This window comes from Haladaptatus sp., assembly GCF_049589095.1.
Taxonomy (GTDB): Archaea; Halobacteriota; Halobacteria; order Halobacteriales; family Haladaptataceae; genus Haladaptatus.
Map to the genome: position 1 here is coordinate 1 of NZ_JBAWAC010000196.1, position 14268 is coordinate 14268.

At 61.7% G+C, this 14268-nt stretch carries 15 protein-coding genes; all 15 read right to left on the bottom strand.

What is annotated here, in order from left to right:
• On the bottom strand, nt 1-618 hold a 618-nt coding region (locus WBV42_RS06495; protein WP_423985315.1), incomplete at its 3' end, for a CBS pair associated ParBc domain-containing protein.
• Nucleotides 619-761: 143 nt separating this feature from the next.
• On the bottom strand, nt 762-2249 hold the full coding sequence (locus WBV42_RS06500; RefSeq protein ID WP_423985305.1) for a DHH family phosphoesterase: 1488 nt from the start codon (nt 2247-2249) through the stop codon (nt 762-764).
• Between the two features lie 201 nt (nt 2250-2450).
• Nucleotides 2451-3938 carry an NADH-quinone oxidoreductase subunit N gene (locus tag WBV42_RS06505; protein ID WP_423985306.1) on the bottom strand — a complete coding sequence of 496 codons (1488 nt, stop codon included), beginning with the start codon at nt 3936-3938 and terminating at the stop codon, nt 2451-2453.
• A complete protein-coding gene (locus WBV42_RS06510) occupies nt 3938-5491 on the bottom strand; it encodes a complex I subunit 4 family protein (RefSeq protein WP_423985307.1) in 1554 nt (517 codons plus the stop codon). The genes WBV42_RS06505 and WBV42_RS06510 overlap by 1 nt, the downstream gene beginning before the upstream one ends.
• Nucleotides 5492-7522: an NADH-quinone oxidoreductase subunit L gene (gene nuoL / locus WBV42_RS06515; RefSeq protein WP_423985308.1), complete on the bottom strand. Its 2031-nt coding sequence runs from the start codon at nt 7520-7522 to the stop codon at nt 5492-5494.
• A gap of 1 nt (nt 7523) precedes the next feature.
• Complete coding sequence (gene nuoK, locus WBV42_RS06520; RefSeq protein WP_066143339.1) at nt 7524-7832, bottom strand: NADH-quinone oxidoreductase subunit NuoK; 309 nt, start codon at nt 7830-7832, stop codon at nt 7524-7526.
• Nucleotides 7832-8200 carry a proton-conducting membrane transporter gene (locus WBV42_RS06525; protein WP_253228198.1) on the bottom strand — a complete coding sequence of 123 codons (369 nt, stop codon included), beginning with the start codon at nt 8198-8200 and terminating at the stop codon, nt 7832-7834. Before WBV42_RS06525 ends, nuoK begins: the two co-directional genes overlap by 1 nt.
• A complete protein-coding gene (locus WBV42_RS06530; RefSeq protein ID WP_423985309.1) occupies nt 8197-8463 on the bottom strand; it encodes an NADH-quinone oxidoreductase subunit J in 267 nt (88 codons plus the stop codon). The genes WBV42_RS06525 and WBV42_RS06530 overlap by 4 nt, the downstream gene beginning before the upstream one ends.
• Before the next feature lie 55 nt (nt 8464-8518).
• Nucleotides 8519-8980 (bottom strand): NuoI/complex I 23 kDa subunit family protein, encoded by a 462-nt coding sequence (locus tag WBV42_RS06535; protein ID WP_066143333.1) that lies wholly within the window; start codon nt 8978-8980, stop codon nt 8519-8521.
• Nucleotides 8977-10062 (bottom strand): complex I subunit 1/NuoH family protein, encoded by a 1086-nt coding sequence (locus tag WBV42_RS06540; protein WP_423985310.1) that lies wholly within the window; start codon nt 10060-10062, stop codon nt 8977-8979. The genes WBV42_RS06535 and WBV42_RS06540 overlap by 4 nt, the downstream gene beginning before the upstream one ends.
• Entirely contained in the window at nt 10059-11723 is a 1665-nt protein-coding gene (locus WBV42_RS06545) for an NADH-quinone oxidoreductase subunit D (protein ID WP_423985311.1), read from the bottom strand. Before WBV42_RS06545 ends, WBV42_RS06540 begins: the two co-directional genes overlap by 4 nt.
• Nucleotides 11720-12424 (bottom strand): NADH-quinone oxidoreductase subunit B, encoded by a 705-nt coding sequence (locus WBV42_RS06550; protein ID WP_423985312.1) that lies wholly within the window; start codon nt 12422-12424, stop codon nt 11720-11722. The genes WBV42_RS06545 and WBV42_RS06550 overlap by 4 nt, the downstream gene beginning before the upstream one ends.
• On the bottom strand, nt 12421-12828 hold the full coding sequence (locus WBV42_RS06555) for an NADH-quinone oxidoreductase subunit A (protein WP_066143326.1): 408 nt from the start codon (nt 12826-12828) through the stop codon (nt 12421-12423). Before WBV42_RS06555 ends, WBV42_RS06550 begins: the two co-directional genes overlap by 4 nt.
• A 187-nt stretch (nt 12829-13015) precedes the next feature.
• On the bottom strand, nt 13016-13636 hold the full coding sequence (gene purE / locus WBV42_RS06560) for a 5-(carboxyamino)imidazole ribonucleotide mutase (RefSeq protein WP_423985313.1): 621 nt from the start codon (nt 13634-13636) through the stop codon (nt 13016-13018).
• Nucleotides 13633-14268 (bottom strand): ATP-grasp domain-containing protein (locus WBV42_RS06565; protein WP_423985314.1); only part of this gene is annotated, 636 nt, incomplete at its 5' end. The genes purE and WBV42_RS06565, both read right to left, overlap by 4 nt.

Sequence of the window (14268 nt, forward strand, 5' to 3'; positions counted from 1 at the left end):
GACGTAGGCGTCCATCTCCTCGATATCGAGTCGGTCCGCGGCCTTTGCCCGGTGGTGGCCGTCCGCCAGCAGGAGCGTGTGACCGTTTTCGATGACGACGAGCGGTTCGGCCAGTCCGCGTTCCATCTCGTACACGCGTCCTTCTAGCTCGTCGGCGTACACTTTCCCCTGTGTCGGCACGAGGTCAGCGAGCCGTACCTTTCTCCGTCGCTGGGTCACTTCGGTGTCGTGGATGGATTCGAGCGTTCGCATGAGCTTGCCGACCTTCTCCGGTGTCACGCGCTCAATCTGGCTGCGGATGAAGTCCGTGTTGGTGATGATGCCGACGAGGTTACCCGCGTCGTCCACGACCGGGAGTTTCTGAATACCCGAGCGGAGGATGACGCGCGCGGCGTCGTTGACCACCATGTCCGGATGTGCGACGATGAGCTCCTGCGTCATCACCTTGAAAATGGGTTCCTTTTCGTCGGCGAGCAACAGGTCGCGGGCGCTGACGAATCCCTCGACACGCCGTCCGTCACAGACCGGAAATCCGTTGTGCCCGTCGCTTTCGGCGATCCGCCGGGCGACTTCCTCGACAGTCGCGTCGGGGGAAACCGTCGCTACGTCGCGAGTCATATACTCCTTGACCTTCGCTTTGAGGCCCTCAGTTCCCCCGTCGGGCGCAATACCGACGTTGGAGGACGTACGACTTTCCGTTTCCTCCTCGGTCTCGTCCATACAGTGTATCGACGCCCCCCCGAGGGAAAAACTTCCCGACGTCAGGTCTCGTCGTTCTCCGCGAGCTGAATGTCGAACGCCGCGACCCGTTCGCGGTCGGTTTCGAAATCCCCCGGACCCGGTCGAGAGCGAACCGTCTCGAAGAACCGGTCGGTGATGATTTCGCCGACGATGGTCGAAAGCGACTCCTCCTCGTCGTCCTCCACTTCCCCGAGCAAGCCCAGCGGGATCTGTGCACCGGCCATGTCGGCGTGCCCGCCTGCGCTTCCGATCTGGCCGAACGCCGCCCGCATCGTCTCGCCGAGGTCGACGTCGGTCCCACGCGCGCGTGCGGAGACGTACACCGTCCCGTCCATGAATCCGAACACGAGCGTGACGGTCACGCCGTCCATGTTGAGCAACCGGTCCGCTGCCTGCGCGAGTGCATCACGGTCGGAAAGCGACCCGACGCAACTGGCCAGCACCGTTCCGTCGAGTTCCCGGTTTCGGATCGCCCGTGAAATCGTCTCGAACGTATCGGTGCTGATGGACGGCGTCTCGACGCGTTCCAGGGTGCTCGTGTCGGCGTGTGGGAGCAGGAACGCCGCCGCCTCGAAGTCCGCCTCGGACACCTCGCGGGTGAAATCCTTCGTGTCCACACGGATTCCGTACAACAGGCCCGTTGCAACCCGTTCGTTCGGGTGAATTCCGAGTTGTTCCAAGTGGTCAGCGAGCAGCGAACTCGTCGCACCGACGCCGCTTCGGAGGTCCACGAACCGCGCTTCGACCGGGTGGTTCGGCGGATGGTGATCGATGACAATATCGATGGGCGTCTCCTCGGGAAGTTGGTCGTTGACGCCCGGACTGGAGTGGTCCACCAGCGCGAGTCCGGCGAATTCGGAGAGGTCCGCACCTTCCTCCAGATTTCTGAGGTTCAGATCGAGCAGGTTGACGAACGCACGGTTCTCCTGATGGGAAATCGCCCCGTAGTAGCAGGTTTCCGCTTCGGTTCCGACGGACTCGGCCATCCCCTCCAGCGCGACCGCGCTGGCGATGGCGTCCGGGTCGGGGTTGTCGTGCATGAAAATCCCGAGTTTGCCGTCGATGTCCCGAAGGGTGCGCTGGAGCTCGTGCGTTCGAAACGCGGTGTCGGCGTCCGTCAGCGGGAGCAGATGTTCCACGAGCGCTCGACCGGGGTCGATGAACGTGTCCGACAACTCGTCGAGTTCCGTTCGAACCTCTTCGGTGGGACGGGAACCCGCGTACGAGACGAGATAAGCGGCCGGATGTACCTCCCGAACCACCCGTGCGGCCTCCCGATTTCTCTCCGGGTCGTCGCCGCAGACGAAGGCGATATCCACGTGTGGCCTCCCTGCGACCGTTTCGCGGTCCGTCGGGTCACCACGGGTGGCCGAGACACCCTCCGTGCGGAGCGTTTCGACTCTACTCTCGCTCTCATCGACGACGACGAGAGCACCGGACCAGTCGGCCACCGAGTCAACGATGGCATGCCCGACGGAACCACAGCCGAGCATGAGCCGCGAAACCATCTTACCCCCGATTCAGAGTCTGACACCTAAAACTTGTTGGGAATCCGTTCAGGCGTCGATACCGTTGAAACATGGCCGTACAGACGTTCTCTATCGAAAATATTGTATCGGTGATGAAGTGGCTTCGAAGTCACAAAAACGGATCGAGTACGGCGAATCGGAAGAAAACGCAAACCCAAATTCGAGCCCGAACGCGACCGTTCAGGCGAGAAGGGTGGCGGCGGCGTTGTGAGCCACGTGGGAGAGCGGACCGAACGTGAAGAACAACACGACCGTGACGACCGCTGCGGCGAGAATCGCCACGTAGAGGCCGGTCGGCCTGCTTCGAATCGTGAACTCGTCGTCCGGGTCCTCGAACCATATCGCCTTCACGACGCGGCTGTAGTAGAACACCGACAGCGCGCTGTTCGCGGCGGCGATGGCGGTGAGCCACCAGAATCCGGCACCGACCGCGGCACCGAACAGGAAGTACTTGCTCAGGAAGCCAGCGCCGAGCGGGAGACCGGCGAGGTTGTACAGGAACACCGTCATGGCGACACAGGCCACCGGGGCCTTCTCCGCCAGTCCGTTGTAGTCCTCGAACGTCTTGCCGACGCCCCACTGTTCGGCCAGCGCGATGAACAGGAACGCCCCCGTGTTCATGAAGCCGTAGACGAACAACTGCAACATCGCGCCGCTCAGCACGCCGTCGTTGTTGCCGCCGTAGAGGGCGGCGAGGCCGATGAGAACGTACCCCGCCTGTCCGACCGAGGAGTACGCGAGCATCCGCTTGACCTTGTCCTGCGTGGCGGCCGCGAAGTTCCCGAGCGTCATCGTGATGACGGCGAGAATCTGGAAGGCCAGCACCCAGTCTACCGTTCCCGAAACTGCCGCGAACGGGAACGCGGTGAGGAACACGCGGAAGGCGACGACGAACCCGGCGGCCTTCGAGGCCGACGAGAGGAAGCCCGAAATCGGTGCGGGCGCACCTTCGTACGCGTCCGGTGCCCAGAAGTGGAACGGTACGGAGGCCGTCTTGAATCCGAACCCGGCGAGCACCATCAGCACGCCGATGCCGAGGATGCCGCTCATGCCGTCGAAACCGCTTCCGAGGGCAGTCGCGACCGCGTTCAGTTGTAGGTGGCCGGTGACGCCGTACACCAGACTGATGCCGTAGGCGAAGATGGCCGACGAGAGCGCCCCGATGAGGAAATACTTGAGACCCGCTTCGACGCTGCCGCGGTTCTTCTTCAGGACCGCGACGAGCGCGTAGGACGGAAGGCTGGACAGTTCGAGGCTGATGAACACCATGGCGAGGCTGTTCGAACTCGCCATCAGCGTCATTCCGGTCGCCGCGAGGACGACCAGCGTGTAGTACTCCGCCTGATACGGGTTGTCCTGCAGATAGTCGTAGCTCGCGATGGAGACCAGCGCGGTGACGCTGGTGAAGATGACCACGAAGAACAGGCTCATCGTATCGACGACCAGCGCGTTGCCGTAGAGATGAACCGGGTTGTCGCCGGTCCCGGCGGTAATGAACCACAGCGCGAGGCCGCCAGCGACGACCGAGCCGACCGTCGAGATACCCGCGAGAAGCGGTCTGTCCGACGTGTGTGGGTGGACACTGTCCACGACGAGCAACAACAGCGCGGTCAGGGCGAGGACGATGGCGGGTGCGAGTGCAGCCCAGTCGGGCAACGCGAACGCCATCAGAACCCACCTCCCGTGACGAGCGCCATCTTACCCACGGCGTCCTGAATCATCTGATAGAGGATGTTCGGTTGCACACCGAGCAGGATGATGAGCAGGACGAGCACGACGAGCGGTGCGACGTCGTGGAACGACGCACGGCTGACCTCGGAGCTGCTTTCGAGCTTGAACGGCCCGAAGAGGGTCTGTTGCATCGCGAACAGCAGATAACCGGCCACGATGACGATGCCGAACATCGCCACCGCGGTGAACAGTGCGAGGCCGTTGGTCCCCGCCACGGTTCCCGCGAGAACGGTGGAGTGGAAGGACCCGACGAAGATGAAGAACTCCGCCGTGAAACCGGCCATCAACGGCAGGCCCATGTAGCCGAACGCACCCGCGACGAACAGGGTGACCGTGATCGGCATCTCGTCGGCCAACCCGGACATGTCCGAGACCATCCGGGTCCCCGTTTTGTTGTAGATGACGCCGACGGCCATGAACATCAGTCCCGAGATGAGGCCGTGGGCGACCATCTGGAGGGTCGCGCCGCCGATGCCGTACATCGTGAACGCGACCAGTCCGAGAACGATGTACCCCGTCGACGAGATGGAGGAGTACGCCACGATCCGTTTCAGGTCCGACTGTGCCAGCGCGAGCAGCGCACCGTAGATGACGGTGACGACCGCCACGAGGGCGATGATGAACGCGTACTGTTTCGCCACGTCCGGAAGCATGGTGAAGTTGAAGCGCAACAGCGCGTACGTCCCCATCTTCAGGAGCAGGCTGGACAGCATGATGACGACCGGCGTCGGCGCTTCGGCGTAGGTGTCCGGCAACCACGTGTGGAGCGGAATGACGGCCACCTTCACGCCAAATCCGATGAAGATGGCGAAGAACGCCAGCGTCTTCAGCGTGCTCGGGGCGATACCGCCGAGGCTTCCCAACTGTCCGCTGTTCAGCGCCTGCGCGATGGCGGGCATGCTGAGGGAGTGGATGGAGTCGCCCAGTCCGAAGACGAGACCGATGAACCCGATGAACATCAGCAGCGACCCGACGTTCGTGTAGACGAAGAACTTGATCGCCGCGTACTTGCGACGTGGGCCGCCCCACACGCCGATGAGCAGGTACATCGGGACCAACACGAGTTCCCAGAAGACGAACCAGACGAAGAAGTCGAGCGCCGAGAAGAGGCCGATGAGACACACTTCGGTGAACAGCATCAGGCCGTAGAACTGGCTCTCACGGGACTGAATCGGCGTCCACGCCGATAGAATCGCAAGCGGCGTGAGAATCGTCGTCAACAACAACAGCGGCATGCTGATGCCGTCGAGTCCGACGTGCCAGTTCAGCGCGTACTGCCCGAACGAGACCCACTTGAACGTCTCTTCGAAGGCGAGCGTCCCGCCCAACAGGGCGTTACCGCTGCCGTCGAAGGCACTGTACATCCAGATGCTCCCGGCCGCCGGGAGCAGACTCAGCACGAACGCGAGTTTCCCCGCGACCTTGTCCGGTGCGAGGAAGGTCGCGAACGCGCTGACCAACGTTACCGCGAGAAGTGCTTCGACTATCATCTAAAACCAACCTCCGGTGAAGCCGAGGATGAGAAGCAGGATGACGAACGAGAGCACCAACATGAGCGCGTAGTTCGTCACGATGCCGTCCTGTACCCGCTTCACTCGACTGCCGCCGAACAGGCTTACGCTGGAGACGCCGTTGACCACGCCGTCGATGACGCCCTGGTCGAACTTGTCCACCGCGCGTGCCACCGGAAGCGTGATTCCGGTCGCGAGCCAGACCTGATACTCGTCCTGGTAGTAGTTGTTGAACAGCAGCGTCTTCGCGCCGCCCAACTTGTCCGTGTGCTCGATGGGTTCGGGAACGTTATAGAGCGACCACGCGAGCGCGAGGCCGGCGAGCGCGAACGCGAGCGACACGAGGCTCGAAATCAGCGACGAGAACGACGCCGGTTCGCCGTACGTGGCGTTGACGAGTTCCTCGTAGTGATGGACGCTGGTCGAGGCGACCGGTCCGTTCAGCCACGCGTGCAGGAACTCGATGTTCGACGCGTCGAGCAGGTTCGCGACCGGTCCCATGTTGACGAGGCCGCCGACCGTTGCGAGGATGCCGAGGACGATGAGCGGGAACTTCACGTTCCAACCCACGCCCTTCGGGTCACGCGCCGTGTCGGTCCGGGGTTCGCCGTGGAAGGTCAAGAAGACCATCCGGAAGGTGTAGAACCCGGTGAAGAACACGGCGATGAGCCCCATCGCGTACGCGACGAGCAACAGCGGGTTGCCGCCCATACCGTGGACGAGCGCCTCGTAGAGCACCTCGTCCTTCGACCAGAACCCGGCGAACGGGACGATGCCCGCGAGTGCGAGCGACCCGGCGAGGAACGTCCAGTAGGTGACGGGCATTCGGTCTTTGAGACCGCCCATGTCCCACATGTTCTCGTTGTGGTGCATGGCGATGATGACCGACCCCGCTCCGAGGAACAACAGCGCCTTGAAGAAGGCGTGGGTCATCAGGTGGAAGGTCGCCGCGACGTACCCGCCAGACCCCAGCGCGAGCATCATGTATCCGTACTGGGAGATGGTGGAGTACGCGAGCACCTGTTTGAGTTCCTGTTTGACGACACCCATCGTCGCCGCGAACAATGCCGTGAAGCCACCGATGAACGCGATGATGGCGAGCACCTGCGGGAGCAGGGCGTAGAAGCCGTACATCCGCGCGACGAGATACACACCCGCCGCGACCATGGTCGCGGCGTGGATCAGCGCGGAGACGGGCGTCGGGCCTTCCATCGCGTCGGGAAGCCACGTGTGGAGCGGGAACTGTGCGGATTTCCCGAGCACGCCGCCCAACACGAGGAGACCGATGATCGAGAACCACGTCTTCGGATCGAGACCGAAGAGGAGGGTCGCGTTTCCGCTCCCCGACATGGCCTGATCGGCCATGTGCGCGAACGAGTGGCTCCCCGCGAACTGGGCCGTGCCGAAGGTGGCGAACACGGCCACCACGCCGATAAAGAAGAAGTAATCCCCGAAACGCGTCATGAGGAACGCCTTCTTCGCGGCGCTCGGCGGTCCCTGTTCGCGGAACCAGAACCCGATGAGCAGGTACGAACAGAACCCGACGAGTTCGAAGAACATGAACGACATCAGCAGGTTGTCCGAGAAGACGAACGCGAGCATGCTGAAGGCGAACAGTCCGAGACCGGCGTAGTAGCGCGGCAGTCCGATCTCGCCCTCGTCGTTCATGTACCCCAGACTGAAGATGTGGACGAGGAACGCGATGAGCGAGACGATGACGAGCATCAACGCCGACAGCGGGTCGATGAAGATACCGAAGTGGAAGGTGAAGGTATCGTACGCGTCACCCGGTACCCACGTGATCATCTCGTGGTAGGTGTTCCCGCCGCTCACCGTGAGGAACGCCCACAGCGACAGGAGGAGCGATCCACCGGTCGCGATGATACCCGGAATCGCGCCGCCTTTCGGCAGCATCTTGCGGGCGAACTCGCCGCCGAGCATCGCTATCAGGAACGAGATGAACGGCAGGAGTGCGATGACGGGTGCCAGTTGGAATGCTGTTGCCGTCATTTTACCACCTCATCGTCGTCGCTTGGGTCACGTCCACGTCGTTGAAGTTACGATACAGTACGAGGATGATACCGATCCCGACCGCGACCTCCGCGGCCGCGAGCGCCAACGTGAACAGGCTGAACGTCTGGCCGGTCACGTTGCCGTAGTAGTGGGAGAACGCGACGAGGTTGATGTTCGCCGCGTTGAGCATCAACTCGACGCTGATGAGGAACATCATCGCGTTCTTCCGGGTGAGGATGCCGAACAACCCCGTGCAGAACACGGCCGCCGAAAGCAGGAGGTAGTATTGGACAGGTACTGCTGCCATTATTCCTCGTCACCTCCTTTCGTCCGGCCGCCGTCGGTTCGAAGCGCCGAGGTGGCGGTCGTGAGTATGCCACTGTCCTCGCGGCTGGCGAGCATGACCGCACCCACCAGCGCCGCGACGAGCACGAGATCGATAACCTCGAACGCGGCGAGGAATCCCTCGCCGTGGACGAGGGTCTCCCCGCCGACGGTGCCGATATTGAACATCGAATAGCCGATGCTCGCCGTGATGTTGGCCCCGCTTGCGAAGCCGCGTGCGTCGCCGAACGACGCACCGAGGAACACGACGGCGAGAACGACGAACAGCGCAACCGCGACGAGGCCGGGAAGCATCGTACTCGGGTCGCGCATTCGTGGCCGTGATGTCATGCGTTAGTCACCTCCTCTGTACTTGAACGACGTGTGAGCATGACGGCGAACGTTATCAGGATGAGAACCCCGCCGACGTAGACGAGAATCTGCATCGCGGCAACGAACTCCGCCTGTAACATAACGTAGTGGATGGCGAAGCTCAGCAGCGAAACGCCGAGCAAGAGCGCCGAATGCCACACGTCCTGAACCAGGACAGCGCCCATGCTACTCGCCACCGTGAGGATGGCGAACAGCACGAACGCGATCATTTCATATGCCATTTGAGTCACCTTTGGGTTTGCGTAAACGCCCTTTTAAGATTTCGAGACGGGCGTTTCAGTTGTAGTCGACCGCTCCTTCGCCCTCCCCGATCCATGCGCTCCGGTCGGGTTCGCGCGATTCGAGGGGGTCGATATCCTTGTACCAAGGAACGTTTCTCAGCTGTTCTTTGTTGTACACCAGTTCGCTCTTCGTGTCACCCGTGAACTCGAAGTTCTGAGTGAGCAGGATGGCATCGACTGGGCACACTTCCTCGCACAGTCGGCAGTAGATGCACTGGCCGACGTGGAGGTTGTACTGTTCGCCGTTACGCTTGTCGTCCTGCACGATCTGAATCGTATCGTTCGGACAGACGTTTTCACACTGGCGACACCAGATACAGCGCTCCTGGCTGAACTTGTGAATCCCACGGAAGCGTGGGCTTACTTCGGGAGCGACGTCGGGATATTCGACCGTAAACGTCGTCCCGCCCAATGCGTGCTTCATCGTGGTTGCCATCGATTTGAGAACTCCAATCATAGTGTCACCCCTACGATAACTGCCGTGAGCACCAAGTTAGCGAACGAAAGGACGAGCATGCCCTTCCAGCCGATCTCGATGAGTTGGTCGATACGGACGCGCGGAATCGCCGAGCGTGCCCACTGCGTGAACAGGAACACGGCCCAGATCTTGATCGTGAACCAGACGAAACCGAGCCAGTTCTGTGCGGGGCCGTCCGGGCCGCCGAGGAAGACGGTGGCGATGATGGCCCCACCGAGGAAGATGTGCAGGAACTCTCCGAGGTAAAACAGCACGAAGTAGACGCTCGAATACTCGGTCATGTATCCGGCGACGATCTCCGTGGGTGCTTCGGGTAGGTCGAACGGATTCCGTCCGACCTCGGCCAGGTTCGCGATGAGGAACAACACGAACGCAAACGGGTTCACGAACGCGTACCACGAGGGAACGTGGAACCCGCCGATGCTGAGCAGGGTGGTCTGCTGAGCCGCGACGATCTGACTCGTCCGAAGCGATCCCGCGAAGATGACGACGGAGGCCGCCGTCACGACGAGGGGAATCTCGTACGCGATGTTCTGTGCCACCGCACGCAGTCCCCCGAGCAGCGAGAACTTGTTGTTCGACGCGTAGCCACCCATCGTCAATCCGAGCGTCGCGAGGGAGGCGACCGCGAACACGTACGCCAGCCCGATTTCGGGATCGGCGAGTTGCAAATTGAGACCGAAAATATGACCCATCGGAATGACCGCGAAACCGAGCAACGCCGACCCCGCCATCACCATCGGAGCGATGTCGTAGGCCGGACGGTCCGCACCGTCCGGAATGATGAGTTCCTTCGACAACAGTCGCACTGCATCGGGGATGATGATCAGTACCCCGGCCGGTCCGAGACGATTGACCGCGATGCGGTCCGTGAACGCGGCGGTGATCTTCCGCTTGGCCCACGGCCCCGCGAACGCCGTCATCGTCAGCATGATGGTGCCGATAACGGCCGCCGCGATGAGCGCCGAAAGCAGTTCTATCGGCGCACTGGGGTTGTTGCCACCGATCGCGTGGGCGATCTCCTCGGGGAAGAGCGCCATATTCGTGAGGCCGGGAATCATCGATCGACCTCCCCGAGAATGATGTCGAGGCTACCGAGGGTCGCGACGAGGTCGGGGACGTACTCCCCTTCGGACATCTCGCCGAGCGCGGACAGGTTACTGAAACACGGACTCCGAATCTTGAATCGGCCAGGCTTGTCCGACCCGTCCGAGCGGATGTAAATCCCGAGTTCACCCTTCGCACCTTCGACGGCGCGGTAGGTCTCGGTGTCCGCGTCCGGTTTGAGCGTCCGGGGGACGTTCGACTGGATCTCGCGCTCGTCCTCCGGCCAGTCTTCGAGCAGGTCGAGACACTGCTCGATTATCTTCGCCGACTGTTCGACCTCGCGCATTCGAACCAACAGGCGCGAGTAGTTGTCACAGCCGTCCTCGGTCACGACATCCCATTCGAGTTGGTCGTAGTAGCCGTACGGGTCGTCGCGGCGCAGGTCGTAGTCGATCCCTGACCCCCGAGCGACGGGTCCCGTGACGCCGTACTGTTTTGCGACCTCGGGTTCGAGGATGCCGGTGCCGACGGTCCGAATCTGGAGCAACTCGTTGTCGGTGATGAGGTCGTGGTACTCATCGAGCGCCGACGGAAGCCCGTCGAGGAAATCCCGAGTTTCGTCGAAGAACGCCTCCCGTGGTTCGGGAATGTCCCAGACGACGCCGCCGAGGCGGAAGTAGTTGAACATCATGCGCTGACCGGTCAGGTCCTCCAGGATGTTCTGGGCGAGTTCCCGGTCGCGCATCGCGTACATGAAGATCGCAGTGAAGTCGCCGTAGATGTCGAGACAGAACGTCCCCAGTGCCAGCATGTGGGATGCGATGCGGCACAGTTCGGCGCCCATCGTCCGAATTATCTGCGCGTACTCGGGGACGTCGATGTCGTTCAAGTCCTCCGCCACGCGGGCGTAGGCCCACTCGTTGAGCAATCCGGAGGAACCGTAGTCCCAGCGGTCGGGATACGGCATGATCTGGTGCCGGTACGTGCCGTTTTGGGCCATCTGTTCCTCACAGCGGTGGAGATAGCCGATATCCGGTTCGACGTCCGCCACCTGTTCCCCGTCGAGCACCGTTTCCAGGTGCAACACGCCGTGTGTCGCCGGGTGGTGCGGTCCGATGTTGAGGAGCATCGTGTCGGACTCCGCATCGTAGCGGTCGTCCTCAAGCGGATTTTTGTGCTCCTCGAACGGGACGATCTGTGGTCGGTCCTGATCGTAGTTCTTCGCCAGGGGGTGACCCTGCCACGTCTCGGGGAGAAGGATGCGTCGCAGATCCGGATGTCCCTCGTACTCGATGCCGATGAGGTCGTATGCTTCCCGTTCGTGCCAGTCGGCGGTCCGGTAGACCGGTTCGGCCGTCTGGCTCTTCGGGGCGTCCCATGGCGTCGGAACGACGACGCTTACCTCCTGCGTCGGATCGTCGTACTGTTTGAGGTGGTAGATGCTCTCGTACCGATCCTCGTAATCCTGCGCCGTGACGTTCGAGAGATGGTCGAATCCGGCCTCGTCGCGCAGGATCGTCAGCACGTCCTGCACTTCGGCCGGTCTGACCACGAAGCCGGGTGCGTTGAGGTGCTGTTCGCGCCCGATGACGTGCTCGCCGAGCAATTCGGCGAGTTCGTCTCCGGGGGACGCGGACTCTTCCGCTCCCGATTCGACTTCCTCCTGGGAACTCATGGCGAATCAGCCCAGTTGTAGCGCATGACGAGCGAGTCCTCGTCGATCCGGTCCGCGAGCGACTGTACCAACTCGTCGCGCTCCAAGTCGCCGAACTGTTCCAGTTCGTACGGCTTGACAGTCACCGGGTTCGATTCACCGTGCGCGATGCTCTCCTGGAGCTTCACGACACCGTAGACGAGCGCTTCCGGGCGTGGCGGGCATCCGGGGACGTGGATGTCGACCGGGATGACCTCCTCCGCACCCTTGATGACGTTGTAGCCCTCCTGAAACGGGCCGCCACTGATCGAACACGACCCCATGTTCACGACGAACTTCGGTTCGGGCATCTGGTCGTACACGCGCTTCATCCGCGGCGCGAACTTCGAGACGATGGTCCCGGGAACGATCATCACGTCGGCCTGTCGCGGCGATGCACGCGGGACGCCGGAACCGAATCGGTCCAAGTCGTGTTTCACGGCGTAGGTGTGCATCATCTCGATGCTACAGCAGGCGATGCCGAACTGCAGCATGAACATGGACGACCCCCGAACCCAGTTCATGAACTTGTCGAACTTCGTGAGAATGAATGGTGACGCGCCGAACGCCTCCCGAAGCTTCGAGTTGAAACGATCGTCGACCCCCGTGCCCATCCGAGCGTCTTGGGTCTTCGTCTGGGGTGCTGTACTATCCTGAATGTACTCCCGTGGTTCGTTACTCATTGTTCCATACCCTGTCTCGTTCCGCGGGGGCTACGAACCCACCGCACCGCACCGTTACGCCAAGCCCACGCGAGGCCGACGACGAGAACCGCGATGAATGCCAACATCGGGACGAGCACCGTCGCAAGGCCGACGCCGCTGTCGATAGCGTTGCGATAGATGACGGTCCAAGGGAAGATGAGGACCGTCTCGATGTCGAAGACGACGAACAACAGCGCAACCATATAGTATTGAATGTTGAACCGAATGCGCGTCGTCCCGGTTGGAATTTCACCGCTCTCGTAGGTGGCGGATTTTCCCTGTTCGGGCACTGTTGGTCTGAGGAGACTCGATATCATCATCATACTAGATGGTATCGCAATCCCCACCAGCGCCAACGCGCCGATGGCTACCCATGGATTCATTACCGATTTCTCCTAGCAAGTGGTAATTTGTGAGCGCACACCTATAAGCGTTGATTCTTGGGATTCTGGGCCTGAAACCCCTCTCCCGCCGGTATTCGGGCAACTAACGCTTTCTCTTCGATAACGTCCCCGTTCCGCTAGAGAATTGAACTGTACCAATAGGGATACTAGTATATAAAATTATATATTATTGTTCGTTACGGAACGAATCCGTTCCTTCCTCGTGGAGGCGACGGGAGACGTTCCCGACGTCGGTCTGTAACTCGCCGTGGTACGTGACAAGTCTTTTCCGCAACTCGTCATGTTCTCGAGAGAGAATCTGTGCCGCCGAGAGCGCAGCGTTGAACGACTTACCGGCGTCCACAGCGACGATGGGCGCGCCGGTCGGCATCCCGATGACCGACGACACCGACTTTTCCTGGACGGGAACTCCGACGACGGGAATCGGGTACGCGAGCGACGCCGTCATGTTCGGGAGGTCGGCCGACTTCCCGCCAGCCCCGGCGATGATGACATCCAATCCACGCGCTTCGGCCGTCTTCGCGTAGCTGTACATCAACTCCGGCGTGCGGTGGGCCGAAACGACGTACGTTTCGAACGTGAATCGAGCGTTCGGCGGGTTCTCGTCGTCGGTCACTTCCTCGAAACCGAGTTCCGTGAGCGCGTCGTACGCCCCCGACATCACGTCCAGGTCGGAGTCGCTCCCCATGACGATGCCGATCTCGGGGGTTTCCTCCGTCGGCCGGTCGCGGTTCGCTTCGGCTTCGAACTGTTCGATGAGGCTCGTGACTGATTCTGCGGTGGTCATTGGAACGTGAGTGAGTCGGTGAGGGCTTTTGCGTCACCGTGTAGGTCGGTGAGTGTCGATTCATCGGATGCTTCGAGGTCGTCGCCGACGAGCGTGACGTGACCCATCTTCCGGAGCGGTCGCACGTCGTGCTTGCCGTACCAGTGAAACGACGCGCCGGGGGTCGAGAGCATGCCCTCGACGCCCGAGAGGTCGGCGGGTTCCGGTTCGTCCACGTCGCCCAAAATGTTCGACATCACGATGGAACCGCGGAGCGTCGTCTCCCCGAGCGGGTACCCCAGCACGCCGCGGGCGTGCTGTTCGAACTGCGAGGTGAGCGCGCCTTCGATTGTGTAGTGTCCGGAGTTGTGTGGGCGCGGGGCGATTTCGTTCACCGAAATTTTTCCATCTTCCCTCTCAAACAACTCGATTCCGTACGTCCCCCTCCCGGAGAGCGCGGAGAGCACTTCCCGCGCGACTTCCTCCGCGCGTTCTCGAACCTCGTCGGACGTGCGCGCGGGGACGACGGTTTGTCGAAGGATTTCGTCCTCGTGGACGTTTTCCCCGACGGGGAACGTCGCTACCTCGTCGTCGCCTTTCACGGCGATAACGGAGAGTTCGCGCTCGAAGGGAACGAACTCCTCGACCATCAG

What these genes read in the sequence shown, in the direction of transcription:
- WBV42_RS06500 (WP_423985305.1), bottom strand. Translation starts at nt 2,249, where the DNA reads ATGGTTTCGCGGCTCATGCTCGGCTGTGGTTCCGTCGGGCATGCCATC.
- WBV42_RS06505 (WP_423985306.1), bottom strand. Translation starts at nt 3,938, where the DNA reads ATGGCGTTCGCGTTGCCCGACTGGGCTGCACTCGCACCCGCCATCGTC.
- WBV42_RS06510 (WP_423985307.1), bottom strand. Translation starts at nt 5,491, where the DNA reads ATGATAGTCGAAGCACTTCTCGCGGTAACGTTGGTCAGCGCGTTCGCG.
- nuoL (WP_423985308.1), bottom strand. Translation starts at nt 7,522, where the DNA reads ATGACGGCAACAGCATTCCAACTGGCACCCGTCATCGCACTCCTGCCG.
- nuoK (WP_066143339.1), bottom strand. Translation starts at nt 7,832, where the DNA reads ATGGCAGCAGTACCTGTCCAATACTACCTCCTGCTTTCGGCGGCCGTG.
- WBV42_RS06525 (WP_253228198.1), bottom strand. Translation starts at nt 8,200, where the DNA reads ATGACATCACGGCCACGAATGCGCGACCCGAGTACGATGCTTCCCGGC.
- WBV42_RS06530 (WP_423985309.1), bottom strand. Translation starts at nt 8,463, where the DNA reads ATGGCATATGAAATGATCGCGTTCGTGCTGTTCGCCATCCTCACGGTG.
- WBV42_RS06535 (WP_066143333.1), bottom strand. Translation starts at nt 8,980, where the DNA reads ATGATTGGAGTTCTCAAATCGATGGCAACCACGATGAAGCACGCATTG.
- WBV42_RS06540 (WP_423985310.1), bottom strand. Translation starts at nt 10,062, where the DNA reads ATGATTCCCGGCCTCACGAATATGGCGCTCTTCCCCGAGGAGATCGCC.
- WBV42_RS06545 (WP_423985311.1), bottom strand. Translation starts at nt 11,723, where the DNA reads ATGAGTTCCCAGGAGGAAGTCGAATCGGGAGCGGAAGAGTCCGCGTCC.
- WBV42_RS06550 (WP_423985312.1), bottom strand. Translation starts at nt 12,424, where the DNA reads ATGAGTAACGAACCACGGGAGTACATTCAGGATAGTACAGCACCCCAG.
- WBV42_RS06555 (WP_066143326.1), bottom strand. Translation starts at nt 12,828, where the DNA reads ATGAATCCATGGGTAGCCATCGGCGCGTTGGCGCTGGTGGGGATTGCG.
- purE (WP_423985313.1), bottom strand. Translation starts at nt 13,636, where the DNA reads ATGACCACCGCAGAATCAGTCACGAGCCTCATCGAACAGTTCGAAGCC.